The sequence below is a fragment of the Allokutzneria sp. A3M-2-11 16 genome (assembly GCF_024213555.1).
GTDB lineage: Bacteria > Actinomycetota > Actinomycetes > Mycobacteriales > Pseudonocardiaceae > Allokutzneria.
This window is the reverse complement of the sequence record NZ_JANAVO010000002.1, coordinates 576130-593824: the sequence shown is the minus strand read 5'-3', so window position 1 is coordinate 593824 and position 17695 is coordinate 576130. Positions and strand designations below refer to the sequence as shown.

At 69.6% G+C, this 17695-nt stretch carries 18 protein-coding genes; 10 read left to right on the top strand and 8 right to left on the bottom strand.

Annotation, left to right across the window (positions count from 1 at the left end; all coding sequences use genetic code 11):
• Positions 1 to 8 precede the first annotated feature (8 nt).
• Together NLX83_RS20895 and NLX83_RS20890 are read left to right on the top strand one after the other, a co-directional pair.
• Positions 9 to 182 carry a hypothetical protein gene (locus tag NLX83_RS20895; protein ID WP_254236762.1) on the top strand — a complete coding sequence of 58 codons (174 nt, stop codon included), beginning with the start codon at positions 9 to 11 and terminating at the stop codon, positions 180 to 182.
• 50 nt (positions 183 to 232) lie between these two features.
• Entirely contained in the window at positions 233 to 904 is a 672-nt protein-coding gene (locus NLX83_RS20890) for an HAD family hydrolase (RefSeq protein WP_254236761.1), read from the top strand.
• A gap of 39 nt (positions 905 to 943) precedes the next feature.
• On the opposite strand, the gene eda is transcribed toward NLX83_RS20890, so the two are convergent.
• Both eda and edd read right to left on the bottom strand, forming a co-directional pair.
• Positions 944 to 1567: a bifunctional 4-hydroxy-2-oxoglutarate aldolase/2-dehydro-3-deoxy-phosphogluconate aldolase gene (gene eda, locus NLX83_RS20885; RefSeq protein ID WP_254236760.1), complete on the bottom strand. Its 624-nt coding sequence runs from the start codon at positions 1565 to 1567 to the stop codon at positions 944 to 946.
• Positions 1564 to 3426 (bottom strand): phosphogluconate dehydratase, encoded by a 1863-nt coding sequence (gene edd / locus NLX83_RS20880; RefSeq protein WP_254236759.1) that lies wholly within the window; start codon positions 3424 to 3426, stop codon positions 1564 to 1566. Before edd ends, eda begins: the two co-directional genes overlap by 4 nt.
• Positions 3427 to 3751: 325 nt before the next feature.
• Here edd and NLX83_RS20875 point away from each other — a divergent pair, with 325 nt between their 5' ends.
• The 4 genes from NLX83_RS20875 (at position 3752) to NLX83_RS20860 (ending at position 7562) form a co-directional block, all read left to right on the top strand.
• The gene (locus NLX83_RS20875; protein WP_030428633.1) at positions 3752 to 4033 is read left to right on the top strand and encodes a hypothetical protein; all 282 of its coding nucleotides are present in this window, start codon (positions 3752 to 3754) and stop codon (positions 4031 to 4033) included.
• 69 nt (positions 4034 to 4102) lie between these two features.
• Positions 4103 to 4903 (top strand): hypothetical protein, encoded by an 801-nt coding sequence (locus tag NLX83_RS20870; protein ID WP_254236758.1) that lies wholly within the window; start codon positions 4103 to 4105, stop codon positions 4901 to 4903.
• 20 nt (positions 4904 to 4923) lie between these two features.
• Entirely contained in the window at positions 4924 to 6819 is a 1896-nt protein-coding gene (locus NLX83_RS20865) for a fumarate reductase/succinate dehydrogenase flavoprotein subunit (RefSeq protein WP_254236757.1), read from the top strand.
• Entirely contained in the window at positions 6816 to 7562 is a 747-nt protein-coding gene (locus tag NLX83_RS20860) for a succinate dehydrogenase/fumarate reductase iron-sulfur subunit (protein ID WP_254236756.1), read from the top strand. Before NLX83_RS20865 ends, NLX83_RS20860 begins: the two co-directional genes overlap by 4 nt.
• A 164-nt stretch (positions 7563 to 7726) precedes the next feature.
• Here NLX83_RS20860 and NLX83_RS20855 read toward each other — a convergent pair whose 3' ends face one another.
• The 5 genes from NLX83_RS20855 to NLX83_RS20835 form a co-directional block, all read right to left on the bottom strand.
• Entirely contained in the window at positions 7727 to 8656 is a 930-nt protein-coding gene (locus tag NLX83_RS20855) for a transporter substrate-binding domain-containing protein (RefSeq protein WP_254236755.1), read from the bottom strand.
• A 58-nt stretch (positions 8657 to 8714) separates the two neighbouring features.
• A complete protein-coding gene (locus NLX83_RS20850) occupies positions 8715 to 9614 on the bottom strand; it encodes an amino acid ABC transporter permease (RefSeq protein WP_254236754.1) in 900 nt (299 codons plus the stop codon).
• Positions 9611 to 10294, bottom strand: coding sequence for an amino acid ABC transporter permease (locus NLX83_RS20845; RefSeq protein WP_254236753.1), 684 nt, complete (start codon positions 10292 to 10294; stop codon positions 9611 to 9613). The genes NLX83_RS20850 and NLX83_RS20845 overlap by 4 nt, the downstream gene beginning before the upstream one ends.
• Positions 10295 to 10398: 104 nt before the next feature.
• Positions 10399 to 11229, bottom strand: coding sequence for a glutamate ABC transporter substrate-binding protein (locus tag NLX83_RS20840; protein WP_254236752.1), 831 nt, complete (start codon positions 11227 to 11229; stop codon positions 10399 to 10401).
• A 70-nt stretch (positions 11230 to 11299) separates the two neighbouring features.
• Positions 11300 to 12028: an amino acid ABC transporter ATP-binding protein gene (locus tag NLX83_RS20835; RefSeq protein WP_254236957.1), complete on the bottom strand. Its 729-nt coding sequence runs from the start codon at positions 12026 to 12028 to the stop codon at positions 11300 to 11302.
• A gap of 168 nt (positions 12029 to 12196) precedes the next feature.
• On the opposite strand from NLX83_RS20835, the gene NLX83_RS20830 reads away from it, so the two are divergent.
• Both NLX83_RS20830 and NLX83_RS20825 read left to right on the top strand, forming a co-directional pair.
• On the top strand, positions 12197 to 12865 hold the full coding sequence (locus tag NLX83_RS20830) for a response regulator transcription factor (RefSeq protein WP_254236751.1): 669 nt from the start codon (positions 12197 to 12199) through the stop codon (positions 12863 to 12865).
• Between the two features lie 102 nt (positions 12866 to 12967).
• Entirely contained in the window at positions 12968 to 14368 is a 1401-nt protein-coding gene (locus NLX83_RS20825; protein ID WP_254236750.1) for a sensor histidine kinase, read from the top strand.
• Between the two features lie 165 nt (positions 14369 to 14533).
• Here the strand turns inward: NLX83_RS20825 and NLX83_RS20820 are convergent, their stop codons facing one another.
• A complete protein-coding gene (locus tag NLX83_RS20820) occupies positions 14534 to 15487 on the bottom strand; it encodes a TAXI family TRAP transporter solute-binding subunit (protein ID WP_254236749.1) in 954 nt (317 codons plus the stop codon).
• A 250-nt stretch (positions 15488 to 15737) separates the two neighbouring features.
• Between NLX83_RS20820 and miaB the strand changes: the two genes are divergently transcribed.
• Entirely contained in the window at positions 15738 to 17222 is a 1485-nt protein-coding gene (gene miaB / locus NLX83_RS20815) for a tRNA (N6-isopentenyl adenosine(37)-C2)-methylthiotransferase MiaB (RefSeq protein WP_256564194.1), read from the top strand.
• Positions 17207 to 17692, top strand: a complete 486-nt coding sequence (locus NLX83_RS20810) for an Rv2732c family membrane protein (protein WP_254236748.1) — start codon at positions 17207 to 17209, stop codon at positions 17690 to 17692. Before miaB ends, NLX83_RS20810 begins: the two co-directional genes overlap by 16 nt.
• Positions 17693 to 17695: the final 3 nt, after the last annotated feature.

The following is a 17695-nucleotide window of genomic DNA, read 5'->3' as shown; positions in this document are numbered from 1 at the left end:
GGGGCTGCATGACCACCGCAGTGATCGGCACCGGCTTCATCGGCCGAGCCTTCGCCAACGCAGGCATTCCCACCGTCTTCGGCTCCCGCGATCCCGGCGACAGCCCTACCGAGATCACCGTCGCGGAGGCCGGGGCGGTCGGGCACGGTCGTCAGCTGGCCTTCCGCACCCTCACCCGCTGACAGCGGAATCACGTTGGGCCAGCGGCCGCGACTTGCCTAGGCTCGGTCCGGTGACGAGCCTTGGGATGGCGCTCAGCGCCAAGCACATCGTGTGGGACTGGAACGGGACGCTGCTCGATGACAACAACGCGGTGCTGGCCGCGGTGAACGACGTCTGCACAGGGTTCGGTCGCCAAGCGCTCACCCTGGACGAGTGGCGCGGGCTGTTCAGCCGTCCGCTGCTCCAGTGCTACGAGCGCGTCCTCGACCGTTCGCTCAGCACCGAAGACTGGGCTCGCATCGACCGGCTCTACCACGATCGCTACGAGCTGCTGCTGCACACGTGCGGGCTCGCGGCGGGAGTTCCCGAGCTGCTGCACGCGTGGCGCGACGCCGGGCGTTCCCAGTCGCTGCTGTCGATGTGGTTCCATGACCGCCTCGTCCCGCTGATCACCGAGATGGGGCTGGTCGATCTCTTCCAGCGCGTGGACGGTCTGCGCACGGAGGTGGGCGGCGACTCCAAGGCCGACCACCTCGCGCACCACCTCCAGGCGCAGCAACTCGACCCGGCCGACGTGGTGCTCATCGGCGACGTCGTGGATGACGCGTTCGCCGCTCAGCAGGTCGGCGCGCGCTGCGTGCTGGTCACCACCGGAGTGATGGGGCGGGCCGCGCTGGAGGCCACCGGAGTCCCGGTCGCGGACTCGATTCCTGAGGCGCTGCAACTGATTCAGCCCGCCTGAGGGCCGACCGGGCGGTGCCCACCGCCCGGTCGCGACGCGTCAGCGAAGCGCGGCGGCTTCCCGCGCCAGGGCCTCGACCGCGCCCCAGTCACCCGCGGCGACGGCGGACTTCGGCGTCAGCCAGGAACCGCCGACGCAGCCCACGTTCGGCAGCGCCAGGTACTTCGGCGCGCTCTGCGGGGTGATGCCGCCGGTCGGGCAGAACCTCAGGTGCGGAAGCGGGCCGCCGAGGCCCTTCAGGAAGTCCACGCCGCCACTGGGCTCGGCGGGGAAGAACTTCAGCGCCTCCACGCCCTGCTCGGCAAGGCGCATCGCCTCGGAGACCGTGGCCGCGCCGGGCAGGAACGGCAGCCCGGTGTCCTTGACCGCCGCGAGCAGCGTGTCCGTGGTGCCGGGGGTGACCAGGAACCGTGCGCCCGCGGCGGCGGACTTGGCGGCGTGTTCCGGGGCGGTCACGGTGCCCGCGCCGAGCACGATGTCCGGGACCTCCTCGGCGATCCGCTCGATCGCGCGCAGAGCCGCGGGGGTGCGCAGGGTGACCTCGATGACGCCGATTCCGCCGCGCAGCAACGCCTGCGCCAGCGGCACCGCGTGCGCTTCGTCGTCGATCACCACCACCGGCACTACCGGGGAGATTTCAAGCAGCTCGTGCGCAGTGCTCACCGAGGAACCTCCACTCGCGTCTCGTCCTGGTTCATCGTGCCGAACGCGATTGCGCCCTGGTCGGCCGGGCCGACCGCGCGACGTAGCGCGGTGAACAGCTCACGCCCGGTGCCGATCCACTCGTCGTCGCTCGGCGGGCCGTCGACGATCTCCCGCGCGGCCAGCTCGGCGTCGCCGACCAGCACCTCCAGCGCGCCGTTCTCGGCGTCCAGCCGGATCATGTCGCCGTCGCGCACCTTGGCCAGCAACCCGCCCACGGCCGCCTCCGGGGTGACCTGGATGGCCGCCGGGATCTTCCCCGACGCCCCGGACATCCGCCCGTCGGTGACGAGAGCGACCTTGAAACCCTTGTCCTGCAACACACCCAGCGACGGCGTGAGCCCGTGCAGCTCCGGCATGCCGTTGGCCTTCGGGCCCTGGTTGCGCATCACCACGACCATGTCGCCGGTGAACTCGCCCGCCCGGAACGCGGCGCTGAACTGAGCCTGGTCGGTGAACACGCGGGCCGGTGCGAGCACGATCCGGTGCTCCGGCTTCACCGCCGACACCTTGATCACCGCGTTGCCCAGGTTGCCGTGCAGCACGCGCAGCCCGCCGTCCGCGGCGAAAGGCTTGGTGTGCGGGCGAAGCACGGACTCGTCACCGCTCACCGCGGGCGCGTCGACCCACCGCAGCTCGCCGTCGACCAGCTCCGGCTGCTGCCGGTAGCGGTCCAGGCCGAAGCCCGCGACCGTGTTCACGTCGCGGTGCACCAGTCCGCCGTCGAGCAGCTGGGCCACCAGGAACGGCACCCCGCCCGCGTTGTGGAAGTGGTTGATGTCCGCGGAACCGTTGGGGTACACGCGGGTCAGCAGCGGGACCACCGCCGACAGGTCGGAGAAGTCGTCCCACGTGAGCTGGATGCCCGCCGCCGCCGCGATGGCGACCAAGTGCATCGTGTGGTTGGTCGAACCGCCCGTGGCCAGCAGCGACACCACGCCGTTGACGACAACGCGCTCGTCGACCAGTTCACCGACCGGTGTGAACTCGTCGCCGCCACGGGTCATCTCCAGCACACGGCGCCCGGCGTGCTCGGTGAGCGCGCGGCGCAGCGGCGTGTTCGGCGCGACGAAGGAGGAGCCGGGCAGGTGCATGCCCATGACCTCCATGACCAGCTGGTTGGAGTTCGCCGTCCCGTAGAACGTGCAGGTGCCCGGCGAGTGGTACGAGGCGGCCTCGGCGTCGAGCAGGTTCTTGCGGTCGGCGCGGCCCTCGGCGAAGAGCTGGCGGACGCGGCTCTTCTCCGGGTTGGACAGGCCGGAGGCCATCGGCCCGGCCGGGACGAGCATGGTCGGCAGGTGGCCGAAGGACAGCGCCGCGATCATCAGGCCGGGCACGATCTTGTCGCAGACGCCCAGCAGCAGCGCGGCGTCGAACATGTCGTGCGCCAGCGCCACCCCGGTCGCCATCGCCACGACCTCGCGGCTGAACAGGGACATCTCCATGCCCGCGCGGCCCTGGGTGATGCCGTCGCACATCGCGGGCACACCACCGGCGAACTGGGCGACACCGCCCGCGGCGCGGATCGCGTCCTTCAGCAGGTCCGGGTACTCCGCGAGCGGCTGGTGCGCGGAGAGCATGTCGTTGTAGGACGAGACGATCGCGACGTTGGCGCCGCGCAGCTCGCGCAGTGCCTGCTTGTCCTCGCCGACGCAGCCCGCGAAGCCGTGGGCGAAGTTGCTACAGCCCAGCGCGCCCCGGGCGGGGCCCTCGGAAGCGGCGGCGGCGATCTTGCGCAGGTAGCCGGAGCGGGTGCGCTGGCTGCGGGCTGCGATGCGCTCGGTCACCGCGGCGATCGCCGGGTTCAAGGGCGCGTTCATCACGTCTCCTCGTCGTTGTCTACGGACTCGAAAGGGGGGTTCCGGGCCGATTGGACGACGACGATGGCGCCACTCGGGTGCGATAGACCTCACACACTACGGGTTACACGTGGGTAACCACAAAAACGATCCAGAAGGTTGACATCCCGGTTGCGAAAACGCTGTGCCGCAGGTCACTCTCTTGACGCGACGACAAATCGCCTTGAGGGTGATCCTTGTCACCGTTGCGATCAACGGGGGTTCGCGACGTGTGTCCCTTGTCACTCGGGGGTGGGTAGGTGCAAAGTCTGCCCACCACCACGATGCGCCGACGGAGGTGTTCGGCATGCCGAACACGGAACTGACTGCCCTGCAACGCTCCATCGACGAGCTGCGCCAGACGATGTCCGCTCTCCGCGGGCGGTACGGCGACACCCCTGCTGTGCGACGCATCGCGAACGACATCGAGCGGCTGGAGATCGACGCCGCCGAGCTGGCTGGCGGGCGCCTCGCCCCCATGCCTCGGCAGGCCGAGATGGTCGTCGTCCCGGACACGCCGTACGACCCGCAGCTGTGGGACGGCGCGGACGACGAAGGCGTCGGAGGTTATCGCCCGCACGGCAGATGAGCGTTCGGTCCGCGGTCGGGTCCTGCCGTCCGTAGGACTGGTGTCCCGACCGCGTAGACCGAGGACACTATGACCGCTTCAACCGGCCCCACCGGCCGGGCGCGCATCGAGGCGCGCACGCTTCGCACCGACCGGTGGTGGCTGTCGCCGTTGTTGACCGCTGCGGGCCTGACGGCGTTCGTCGTCTACGGCCTGGTCCGCACCTTCGCCAACGCGCATTACTGGGTACCGCAGTACAACTACCTGGCGCCGTTCTACTCGCCGTGCCTCTCGGAGGTCTGCGTCGAGGGCTCCGCGCACTTCGGCAGGTGGTTCCCGGACCTGGGCTGGCTGATCACGCCACCGCTGTTCGTGCTGCCGTTCGTGCTCGGCTTCCGGTTCACCTGCTACTACTACCGCAAGGCCTACTACCGCTCGTTCTGGCTGTCGCCGCCCGCGTGCGCGGTGGCCGAGCCGCACTCGAAGTACACCGGTGAGCGGCGCTTCCCGCTGGTGATGCAGAACCTGCACCGGTACTTCTTCTACGCGGCGATCCCCGTCGCGAGCGTGCTCACCTACGACGCGGTGATCGCCTTCAAGGGCGCCGACGGTGGCGTCGGCATCGGCCTCGGCACACTGATCATGCTGGTCAACGTGGCGCTGATCTGGGCGTACACGCTGTCCTGTCATTCCTGCAGGCACATCGTCGGCGGCAAGCTGACCCACTTCTCCCGCCACCCGGTCCGGTACCGGCTCTGGACGCTGGTCTCCAAGCTCAACGGCAAGCACATGCAGCTCGCCTGGGCCTCGTTGATCTCCGTCGGGCTGACCGACCTCTACGTGGCGCTGGTGGCCAGCGGCGTGCTCACGGACCTGCGGCTGTTCAACTAAAAAGCGAGGGTTTTGCTTCTATGAGTGAGATCGAGCGCCACGCCTACGACGTCGTGGTGATCGGTGCCGGCGGGGCCGGCCTGCGCGCGGCGATCGAGGCGCGGGAACAGGGCAAGCGCGTCGCGATCGTGTGCAAGTCGCTGTTCGGCAAGGCGCACACCGTGATGGCCGAGGGCGGTATCGCCGCGGCGATGGGCAACGTGAACTCCCGGGACAACTGGCAGGTCCACTTCCGCGACACCATGCGCGGCGGGAAGTTCCTCAACAACTGGCGGATGGCCGAGCTGCACGCGCGCGAGGCCCCCGACCGCGTCTGGGAACTGGAGACCTACGGCGCGCTGTTCGACCGCACCAAGGACGGCCGGATCAGCCAGCGCAACTTCGGCGGTCACGAGTACCCGCGGCTCGCGCACGTCGGCGACCGCACCGGTCTGGAGCTGATCCGCAGCCTCCAGCAGCAGATCGTCTCCTTGCAGCAGCAGGACTTCCGCGACTCCGGCGACTACGAGGCGCGCATCCGGGTCTTCGCCGAGTGCACGGTCACCGAGCTGCTCAAGGACGACGGGGCGATCGCGGGCGCGTTCGGCTACTGGCGCGAGACGGGCCGCTTCGTGCTCTTCGAGGCGCCCGCCGTGGTGCTGGCGACGGGCGGAGTCGGCAAGTCCTTCAAGGTGACCTCGAACTCCTGGGAGTACACCGGCGACGGGCACGCGCTCGCACTGCGCGCGGGCGCCAGCCTGATCAACATGGAGTTCATCCAGTTCCACCCCACCGGGATGGTCTGGCCGCCCAGCGTGAAGGGCATCCTGGTCACCGAGTCGGTGCGCGGGGACGGCGGTGTGCTGCGCAACTCCGAGGGCCGCCGGTTCATGTTCGACTACATCCCCGAGGTCTTCAAGGACAAGTACGCCGACAACGAGGCCGAGGCGGACCGCTGGTACACCGACCCGGACAGCAACCGCAGGCCGCCGGAGCTGCTGCCCCGCGACGAGGTCGCGCGTGCGATCAACTCCGAGGTGAAGGCGGGGCGCGGAACCCCGCACGGCGGCGTTTTCCTCGACGTGTCAACGCGTCTGCCCGCCGAGGAGATCCGCCGCAGGCTGCCGTCGATGCACCACCAGTTCAAGGAGCTGGCCGACGTCGACATCACCGCCGAGCCGATGGAGGTCGGCCCCACCTGCCACTACGTCATGGGCGGGGTGGAGGTCGAGCCGGACACGGCGCAGTCCAGGGTGCCCGGCCTGTTCGCCGCCGGCGAGGTGGCGGGCGGCATGCACGGGTCGAACCGGCTCGGCGGCAACTCGCTGTCGGACCTGCTGGTGTTCGGCCGCAGGGCCGGGCTCGGCGCGGCGTCCTACGTGGACGGTCTGAGCGCCCGCCCGGCGATCAGCCAGTCCGATGTGGACAGTGCGGCGCAGTGGGCGCAGGCGCCGTTCAACGCGGCCGAGGGCGGCGAGGTGGAGAACCCGTACACGGTGCACACCGAGCTCCAGCAGTCGATGAACGACCTCGTCGGCATCATCCGCAAGGGCGGCGAGATCGAGCAGGCGCTGGAGAACCTGGAGCAGCTCAAGATCCGCGCGCGCAACGCGGCGGTGGAGGGGCACCGGCAGTTCAACCCCGGCTGGCACCTGGCGATCGACCTGCGCAACATGATCCTGGTCAGCGAGTGCGTCGCCAGGGCCGCCCTGCTGCGCACGGAGAGCCGGGGCGGGCACACCCGCGACGACTACCCGGGGATGGACCCGTTGTGGCGCAAGCAGGTGCTCCGCTGCGAGGCCGACGGAGACGGGATCGCGGTGACCAGCCTGCCGCAGCCGGAGATGCGCTCGGACCTGCTCGACCTGTTCGAGCGCGAGGAGCTGCAGAAGTACTACACCGACTCCGAACTGGCCGGACACGGGGAGCTTCCATGAGCTACAAGGCGAACTTCCGCATCTGGCGCGGCGACGACGAGGGCGGCGAGCTCGCCGACTTCGTGGTGGAGGTCAACGAGGGCGAGGTCGTACTCGACATCATCCACCGGCTCCAGGCCACCCAGGCCCCGGACCTCGCGGTGCGGTGGAACTGCAAGGCGGGCAAGTGCGGCTCGTGCTCGGCGGAGATCAACGGCCGCCCGCGCCTGCTGTGCATGACCCGGATGTCCACCTTCACCGAGGACGAGACGATCACCGTCACTCCACTTCGGACGTTCCCGGTGATCCGCGACCTGGTGACCGACGTGTCCTACAACTACGTCAAGGCGCGCGAGGTCCCGTCCTTCAAACCGCCGGAGGGGCTGAAGCCGGGCGAGTACCGCATGCAGCAGGTCGACGTGGAGCGCTCGCAGGAGTTCCGGAAGTGCATCGAGTGCTTCCTGTGCCAGAACACCTGCCACGTGGTCCGCGACCACGACGAGAACAAGGAGTCGTTCTCCGGCCCCAGGTTCCTCATGCGCATCTCGGAGCTGGAGATGCACCCGCTGGACACCGAGGACCGCGTGGAGACCGCACAGGCCGATCACGGGCTCGGTTTCTGCAACATCACCAAGTGCTGCACGGACGTCTGCCCGGAGCACATCCAGATCACCGACAACGCGCTGATCCCCTTGAAGGAGCGGGTGGCCGACCGCCGCTACGACCCGATGCAGCACCTGTTCCGCCGCATCAGGAAGCAGTGACGCCGGGGGGTTGGCCGGTCTTCAAGTACCCCCAACCCCCGCCCCAGCCGTCGCTAACAGCAGCTAACCCCCGTCTCTGCGGACGGGGGTTAGCTGCTGTTAGCGACCGTTTCAGGTGGGGTTCGTGGTACTTGAAGACGCCCCGACCACCTGGCGGAGGTGGATTAGCGCGGGGGCGCGGTGGTGGTGACGGAGGTGGAGGGCGTCGTGGTGACGGGGGCCGGGCTCAGGACGGGGGGAGTGGGCGCGGGTTCGGCGGTGCCGTAGACCTCGCCGTACATCCGCGCCCAGGAGCCGTCCTGGAAGGACTTCTTCAGCATCGCCTCCAGCTGGCGGCGCAGCTCCTTGTCGCGGGCCGGGATGCCGATGTAGTAGCCCTCGTCGGTGAGCTTCACGCCGAGCACCTTCAGCGCGCCCTTGGCCTGCTCCGAGTACCCGCGCAGCACCGCGTCGTCGGCGGAGAACGCCGCGACCCGGCCCGCCTGGAGGGACTCGACGCAGCGGCTGCCCAGGTTCTCCTCGACCACGTTCTGGGTCACCCGCGCGGCCTTCAGCTTCTGCGCCGCGCCCGACCCCGCGACCACGCACACCTGCTTGTCGGCCAGCTGGGCGGCCGTGCTGATGCCGCTGTCGGAGCGGACCAGCAGGTCCTGCGCCACCTTCAGGTAGGGGCCGACGAAGGAGATCTGCGGCTGCGGCTGGTTGGTCTTGATCCCGCCGACCACCAGGTCCACGTCGCCGCTGCGCAGCGAGTTGAACCGGGTCTCCGGGCTCGCGGAGCGGTAGCGCACCGGGTCCGGGTCCTTGAGGCCGATCTCCTTGGCGATGGCGGTCGCCAGCTTCGTGTCGAAGCCGGAGTACTTGCCGTTGCCCTGGTCCTGCAGCGACACCCCGGGCAGGCTGTCGGTGGTGCCCATGAGCAGGCGCCCGTTCTGCCGGATCTTGTCGATCGTCGGCGAGCCGGAGCCGTCGTCGGTGACCGAGGTCCGCGGGGCCTCGGTGGGCGCCGGAGTCTCCTCAGAGCCGCCACCACACGCCGCGAGGGGGAGAACCCCCATCACGACCGCCGCGACGAATGCGGACCGACGGTGCATGGGCATTTCTCCCCCTCGCGGGTCGTACTGGGTCCAGAGCACCCTAGAGGAGAGCGCGCTACAAGTTGTCGCCGGTCCGCAGACCGGTGAACTCCATGCCCGGCGCCTGCTCCTCGACCAGGCCGCCGCCGACCGTCGGACGGCCCCTGCGGGACATCCGCTTCTCCAGCCAGGAGGCGAAGGTGGTCAGCAGCGTGTTGATCACGATGTAGACGACCGCGATGACGATCATCGTCGGGATCAGGTTCTGGTAGTTGTTGGAGATGTAGCGGTACTGGGCGAACAGTTCCGCGTACCCGACGAGCGCACCGCCGAGCGCGCTGTCCTTGAGGATGACCACGAGCTGGCTGACGATCGCGGGCAGCATCGCGGTGATCGCCTGCGGCAGCAGGATGATCCGCATCGTCTGGCCCTTGCGCAGGCCCAGCGCCATCGAGGCCTCGCTCTGGCCCTTGGGCAGGGACAGGATGCCCGCCCGGACCACCTCGGCGAGCACCGAGGCGTTGTAGAGCACCAGGCCGGTGACCACGGCCGCCAGCGGCCGGACATCGCGGTCCACGTCCATGAACCGGGCGAACAGCTCGTTGGCGAAGATCATCAGGATCAGCACGGGCAGCGAGCGGAAGAACTCCACCAGCGCGCCGGCAGGCATGCTGATCCACCTGTGCTCGGAGAGCCGGGCGATGCCGAGGACGAAGCCGATCGGCAGGGCGATCACGATCGACAGCCCGGCCGCGATCAGGGTGTTGAGCAGACCCGGGAGCAGGTACTCCGTCCACGTGCTGCCGAGCAGGAACGGAGACCACTTCGCGCCTTCGAGCTGGCCCTTCTCCGCCAGTCCGGAGATGGTGAACCAGGCGACGGCGGCCAGCACCAGGCCGAAAAGCACCGTGTAGAGGACGTTGCGGGTCTTGGCCTTCGGGCCGGGGGCGTCGTAGAGGACCGAGGGCGCGCTCACCGCTTCACCGCCACCTTCTTGGCCACCGCGCCGAGGAAGAGGCCGGTGGGCAGGGTCAGGATCACGAAGCCGAGCGCGATGATCCCGAAGATCAGGAACAGGTACTGCGAGTCGAACTCGATCATCTTCGACATCAGCACGGCGGCCTCGGCCACCCCGATGGCGCTGGCCACGGTGGTGTTCTTGGTCAGCGCGATCAACACGCTGGCCAGCGGCGCGATCACCGCGCGGAACGCCTGCGGCAGCACGATGATGCCCAGGGTCTGGGTGAACTTCAGGCCCAGCGCCCGCGCCGCCTCGGCCTGGCCGACCGGGACCGTGTTGATGCCCGAGCGCAGCGACTCGCAGACGAAGGTGCCGGTGTAGGCGACGAAGCCGAGCACGGCCAGCCAGAAGTTGTTGCTGGGCAGGAACAGCAGGTCCTTGTCGGACTTGGTCGTGAGCACCACGCCGAGCGTCGAGTACAGACCGAGGGACGTGCCCATGATGATCAGGGTGAGCGGGGTGTTGCGCACCACGTTCACGTACACGGTGCCGATGCCGCGCATCAGCGGTACGGGGCTGACCCGCATACCGGCCAGGATCGTGCCCCAGATCAGTGCGCCCACCGCCGAGTAGAAGGTGAGTTGCACGGTGACCCAGAACGCGCCGAGCACGTCGTACTTGCTCAACAGGTCCACGGTGTGAGTTCTCCTAGCCGTGTTTCAACAGGTCTGCGGTCCGCAACGGGGGCGGCGCGCCGGACGTGGTCCTCCGGCGCGCCGCGACTCGATCCTCTACCGCGTCACTTCTCGGTGATCTGCGGCGGCTCGGGGATCTTGTAACCCGACTTGTCGAGGTTCTTCTCCAGCGCGGCCTTCCAGGCACCGGAGGTCATCATCTTCTCCAGCGCCTTGTTCACCGCGTCCCGGCCCTTGGTGTCACTCTTGGCGAGGCCGACGCCGATCAGCTCCTTGGTGAAGGGCTTGCCGATCAGCCTGAACTTGCCGGGGTTGGCCGCGGCGTAGCCGGCCAGGATGGAGTCATCGGTGGAGATGGCGTCGATGGCACCGCTCTCCAGGCCGGTCAGGCACTCCGAGTAGCCGCCGTACTCCTGCAGCCCGGCCTGGGTGCCGAACTTCTCGTTGACCTTGGCCGCCGAGGTGGAGCCCTTGACCGAGCACAGCTTCTTGCCGTTGAGGTTCTCCGGGCTGTTGATGCTGGTGTCGTTGGCGCGCACCAGCAGGTCCTGCCCGGGGGTCAGGTACGGGCCCGCGAAGAGGACCTTCTTCTTGCGGTCCTCGGTGATGGAGTAGGTGGCCGTGACCATGTCCACGTCCCCCTTCTCCAGCAGGTTCTCCCGCTGCGCGGAGGGCGCTTCCTTCCACTCGATCTTCGACTCGTCGAGGCCGAGCTCCTTGGCGATGTACTTCGCCACGTCGACGTCGAAGCCGGTGTAGCCGGTCGGCGTCTTCAGGCCCATGCCGGGCTGGTCGAACTTGATGCCGACGACGAGCTTGCCGCTCTTGGCCCGCGCCTCCAGGCCGGATCCACCACCGCTGCCGCCCCCACAGGCCGCCAGCACGGCGAGCGCGGCGGCCGCCGCGCCGATCCGCAGTCCCTTGCTGAAACGCATCTGGTTCCTTCTTTCGACTTGGCTGACTCTCTCGGACGCCGCCCGCGTCCTCCACGGGTCACTTCAATGGTCAGTGCGGCAGGATCTTGCCGAGAAAGTCCTTGGCGCGGTCCGAGCTGGGGGCGGTGAAGAACTCCTCCGGCGTGCTGTCCTCGACGATCTCGCCGTCGGCCATGAACACCACGCGGTCGGCGGCCTTGCGGGCGAAGCCCATCTCGTGGGTGACCACGAGCATGGTCATGCCCTCCTTGGCCAGGGTGGTCATCACGTCGAGCACCTCGTTGACCATCTCCGGGTCCAGCGCGGAGGTGGGCTCGTCGAAGAGCATCACCTTCGGCTTCATCGCCAGCGCGCGGGCGATGGCCACCCGCTGCTGCTGGCCGCCGGAGAGCTGGGCGGGGTACTTGTCGGCCTGGTTGGCGATGCCGACGCGGTCGAGCAGCTGCTGGGCGAGCTTGCGCGCCTCCGGCTCCTTCATCCCGCGGACCTTCATCGGCGCGAGCATCACGTTCTCGATGATGGTCTTGTGGGCGAAGAGGTTGAACTGCTGGAAGACCATGCCCACGTCGGCGCGCAGGGCGGCCAGCGCCTTGCCCTCCTCGGGCAGCCGGTCGCCGTCGACCTCGATGTCACCGGTGTCGATCGGTTCGAGTCGGTTGATGGTCCGGCACAGCGTGGACTTGCCAGAGCCGGACGGACCGAGTACCACCACCACCTGACCCTTGGGCACTTCGATGTTGATGCCCTTGAGCACGTGCAGCGGCCCGAAGAACTTGTCCACTCCCGCCATCCGGATCATCGGCGGGGTGGGGGCAGCTGCGGTCATCGGCGCTCCTCGTCGACAAGGGTGATTCAGTTGGCGGAAACCTAGGTGTGGGCGACCACACGAGTCCAGATCGGTTGAGCAAGACTTAGGGTCTCAACTCTGTCACGGATGAGTCGCACCGGCTCAAGGGAGGTACCACCCGTGAGGGTACTGCTCGTCGAGGACGACGACCGCGTCGCCGAGGCGCTGGAACCGGCCCTCACCAGGCGCGGAATGACGGTGTCCCGTCTTCCGGGTGGAAAGGGAGTCCTGGAGAGCCTGTCCGATGTGGACGTGGTTTTACTGGACCTCGGACTGCCCGATGTGGACGGTGTCGCGCTGTGCCGGGCCATCAGGGCCGCCAGCGATGTGGCGATCATCGTCGTCTCCGCGCGCGGAGAGGTCGACGACCGGATCCTGGGGCTGCACGCGGGCGCGGACGACTACCTGGTCAAGCCCTACGACGTGGGCGAGCTGATGGCCAGGGTGCAGGCGGTGCGCCGCCGCCGCGGCCACGCGGGCACCGACGACGTCGTCAAGATCGGCGATGTCGAGGTGCACCTGAACCGGCACGAGGTGCGGGTAGCGGGGGAGCCGATCGCGTTGTCCCGCAAGGAGTTCCAGATGCTGGCACTGCTCGTCGCCGCGCGCGGGTCGGTGTGCACGCGGGAGCGGATCATCTCCGAGGTGTGGGGACGCACCTGGTCGGGGGTGAACCGCACGCTGGACGTGCACGTGGCCACGCTGCGCACCAAGCTCGGCCGCCCGGACCTGATCGAGACCGTGCGCGGGGTGGGCTACCGGCTGGCCGCGGCGACCCCGGCGGGGTAACCCGATCGAGTGGATCTTCATTCCGATCCGGTGTACGTGCACCGGGCTTCGGGTTTCCGGTAAGGGTTTCGCGGCAGTGGGTGCCGCTGGAAGGGTGGTCGGGTGCGTTCCCGGTTGCTGACGACGGTGCTGTCCCTGCTGGTGCTGGTGCTCGCCGGGCTGGGTGTGCCGCTCGCCGCCACCGTCGCGGGCGCCGAGCAGCAGCGGCTGTTCCTGGACCGGCTGACCGACGTCACCCGGTTCGCCTCGCTGGCCCAGCGGCCGATCATCGACGACCAGCCCTCGGTGATCGAGCGCGAGCTGCGCCGCTACGACGAGGTCTACCGGATCGCGGTGGCCATCACCGACCGGGACGGCACCGTGGTCGCGCGCTCGCGGCCGGGCCTGGAGCTGACCGACCGGAAGGTGATCGACCGGGTCTCGCTGGCGCTGGCCGGGCGGCACTCCGAGCCCGGTGACCTGATGCTGCCGTGGCACGAGGAACCACTGGTCCTGGCGGCACCGGTGCTGGCCGACGGCGAGGTGCGCGGCGCCGCGCTGATCATCTCGCCGACGGCGTCGGCGCGCGGGCGGGTGGTGGTCTGGTGGGGCGCGCTGCTGCTGGGCAGCCTGCTGGCGCTGGGCGCGGGCATCCTGTTCGCGCTGCCGGTGGTGCGCTGGATCCTCAAACCCGTGCAGCGGCTGGACGAGGCCACCGGGAAGATGGTGACCGCGCTGGTCATGGGCCGCCCCGTCGAGCCGGTGGGTGGCAACGGCGGCCCGCCCGAGCTGCGGATGCTGACCCGCTCCTTCGAGCAGATGGCCGCCGCGGTCGGTGACGTGCTGGCCGCGCAGCGGGCCTTCGTCGCCGACGCCTCGCACCAGCTGCGCAACCCGCTCACCGCGCTGCGGCTGCGGCTGGGCAACCTGGAGGGCCACGTCGACGCCGAGGCGGAGGTGCACCACGAGGCCGCCATCGAGGAGACCGACCGGCTGAACCGGCTGCTGGACGAGCTGCTGGTGATGGCGCGGGCCGAGGCGAGCTCGCTGGACCCGGTGCCGATCGACGTGGACGACATCATCATCGAGCGGTTGCAGGCGTGGAGCGCCGTCGCCGACTCGCGCCACGTCGAGCTGGTGCAGACCGGCGAGACCGACCTCGTGGCGATGCTCACCCCGCGCGGCCTGGAGGGCATCCTGGACGCGCTGCTGGACAACGCGCTGAAGTTCACCTCCGACGGCACGGTGGTCGAGGTGGGCGCGCGGCGGGTCGACAACCGGGTCGAGGTCAGCGTCCGCGACGAGGGCCCCGGCCTGCGCCCGAAGGAGCTGGAGCGGGCCACCGACCGGTTCTGGCGCAGCCCGAGCCACCAGAACGTGCCCGGCTCCGGGCTCGGACTGGCGATCGTGACCCGGATCGTCGCGCGGGTGGACGGCAACGTCCGGCTGGAGCTGCCCAAGGGCGGCGGCCTCAAGGTCGTGGTGACCATGCCGCTCGCCCCGCCGGAGCGCTCGATCCGTTAGCCGCCCCGAATATCACCGCGGTGGTTTGACGGTCTTCAAGTACGCCCCACCCCGGCTCCGGCGATCGCTAACCACGGCATACCTCGCGGCCGCGCCAGGGTTGGGGGCGGTTTGCGACCGCTGTGGCGGGGGTTCGCGGTACTTGAAGACCGGCGAACCCGGGGGCTAGAGCTTCACCGTGCGGTAGTAGTTGATCGCGCCGGGGTGCAGCGGCAGCGGCTCGGTCTCCACCGCTCCGCGGACGTCGATGGTGCGGGCCGCCGAGTTCGCGCCCACGAGGTCCGGCAGCGAGGCGTAGACGCTGCGGGTCAGCGCCTCGGCGATGTCGTCGGGCATCGAGGCGGTCACCACCAGGAAGTTGCGCACCACCAGGGTGACCACCGGCCCGGACGCGAGGTCGTAGGTGGACGCGGGCAGGCTGGCCGCGCCGTAGCCGGGGTAGCGCTTGCGCAGGTCCGGCAGCACGTCCGAGAGATCGATCATGCGCAGTTTGACCGCCTTCGACAGCGCGGTCACCGCGTCCGTCGGCAGGCCACCGGACCAGAAGAACGCGTCGATCCGGCCCTCGCGCAGTGCCGTCGCGGAGTCGGCGACGCCGTACTGCACCGCGACGAGGTCCTTCTCCACGCGCACCTTCGCCGCGTCCAGCACGCGCTGCGCGATGACCTGGACGCCGGAGTTCATCGCGCCGATCGAGACCCGCTTGCCGCGCAGGTCGGAGACCTTGCGCACGGGCGAGTCCGCGCGCACCACGAGCTGCAGGTAGTCGTCGTGCATCCGGGTCAGCGCGCGCAGCCCGTTGCCCGCGAGCGTCGGGTTGGTCGCCTCGCGCGCGAACTCGTCGGAGGCGGTGTCGCCCTGGGAGAAGCCGACCTGCGCACGCCCCTCGCGCAGCATCTTCAGGTTGTCCACCGAGCCCTCGGTGGCCAGCACCTCCGGCGGTCTGATCGCCAGGTGGCGGCCCCAGACCGTGGCCAGCGTGTTGCTCAGCCCGTAGTAGACGCCGCCGCGGGAGCCCGCCGCCACCTTCAGCCGCAGGTCGCCGAAACCCGCCTGGCAGCCGACGAGCACGCTCGCCGCGACGAGGACGAGGGCCGTGAGCGTTCTCCTCCGAAGCACTCGCACATGGTGCCAGTCCGGAGCGGAACATCAATTCCAGATCAATCACGACTTCGGTGAAACGCGGTGGCGCCCGGGTGCGGTGGTGGCAGCGGGCGAATCGCCTGGACACGCTCACCGTCTTGTACGGCGCTGACCGCCTGGTGCGGGCCGGTGCGGCGGCGGTGCCTACCATGGCCGGAGGGCACCCCCTCGTGGCCCGAGCTGGGGATTGCCGCTGACCAGGGGATATGGTGACGAAGTGAGCACGCTGCAGGACCCACGCACCTACGCGATCCGCACGTACGGCTGCCAGATGAACGTGCACGACTCCGAGCGCCTGTCGGGGCTGCTGGAGGACGCCGGGTACGTCCGGGCCGGTGACGAGGACGTGGCCGACGTGGTGGTGTTCAACACCTGCGCGGTGCGGGAGAACGCGGACAACCGCCTCTACGGGAACCTGGGCCACCTGCGCCCGGTCAAGTCGGAGCACCCGGACATGCAGATCGCGGTCGGCGGCTGTCTGGCGCAGAAGGACCGCGGCGAGATCGTCAAGCGAGCGCCCTGGGTCGACGTGGTCTTCGGCACGCACAACATCGGCTCGCTGCCCGCGCTGCTGGACCGCGCCCGGCACAACGCCAGGGCCGAGGTGGAGATCCTGGAGTCGCTGGAGGTCTTCCCCTCCGCGCTGCCCGCGCGCCGCGACTCCGCGCACTCCGGCTGGGTGTCGATCTCGGTGGGCTGCAACAACACCTGCACCTTCTGCATCGTCCCCTCCTTGCGCGGCAAGGAGAAGGACCGCCGTCCCGGCGAGATCCTGGCCGAGGTCGAGGCCCTGGTCGCCGAGGGCGTGCTGGAGGTGACGCTGCTCGGGCAGAACGTCAACTCCTACGGCGTGGAGTTCGGCGACCGCTTCGCCTTCGGCAAGCTCCTGCGCGCCTGCGGCGGGATCGAGGGCCTGGAGCGGGTGCGCTTCACCTCCCCGCACCCCAAGGACTTCACCGACGACGTGATCGCGGCGATGGCCGAGACGCCGAACGTCTGCCACCAGCTGCACATGCCGCTGCAGTCCGGTTCGGACCGCGTGCTCAAGGCGATGCGCCGCTCCTACCGCAGCGAGCGCTACCTCTCGATCATCGACAAGGTGCGCGCGGCCATGCCGGACGCGGCGATCACCACCGACATCATCGTCGGCTTCCCCGGGGAGACCGAGGAGGACTTCCAGGCCACCCTGGACGTGGTGCGCGCGTCCCGGTTCTCCAGCGCCTTCACCTTCCAGTACTCCAAGCGGCCGGGAACGCCCGCCGCGGAGATGGCCGAGCAGCTGCCCAAGGACGTCGTGCAGGAGCGCTACATGCGCCTGATCGAGGTCCAGGAGGCGGTGTCCTGGGAGCAGAACAAGGAGCTCGTCGGCCGCAGGCTGGAGGTCCTGGTCTCCGAGGGCGAGGGCCGCAAGGACACCGAGACCCGCAGGATGAGCGGCCGCGCCAGGGACGGCAGGCTGGTGCACTTCACCCCGACCGGATCGGCGGTGGACCGGGAGATCCGGCCGGGCGACATCGTGGAGACCGTGGTGACCTACGGCGCCCCGCACCACCTCAACGCCGACGGTGACCTGCTGACGCACCGGCGCACCAGGGCGGGCGACCACTGGGAGGCCGGGGTCCGCCCGGAGACCTCCGGCGTCAGCCTCGGGCTGCCCGGCTTCGGCACCCCGCCGCCCGCGCCCGCGGAGTCCGGGTGCGCGGTCCGGTGAGCGAGCGGGACAACGGGTTCGAGGAGTTCCGCGAGGAGCTGCGCCAGGTCGAGCGCCGCGTGGCCGGTCGGATCGACCCCGGTATGCGCGCGGTGCGGATCGCGGTCGCGGTGCTGGTGGTGCTCGTGACCTCGGTGCTGCCGTGGGTGGGCGACGCGGTGGGCTGGCAGGTGCTCTTCGGCGGGGCCAAGGTCGGCCTGCTGCCGGTGCTGTTCGCCGCCTTCCTGCTCGGAGTCGGCGTGATCGGCTCGGGGCTGACCCTGGCGCTGCGCAACTGGGCGCTGGCCTGGGTGTGCGCGGTGGGCGGCTGCGCGGCGGCGGTGCTCGGCATGCTCTCGATCTGGACGCAGCAGACCGGCAAGTCGAACAAGGTGCCCGGTCCGGGCCCGGGATTCGGCCTGGTGATCGCGGAACTGGCGGCGATCGCCCTCGCGGTCATGTGGGTGAAGATCGCCAGCTCGCGCCGCTGAGCC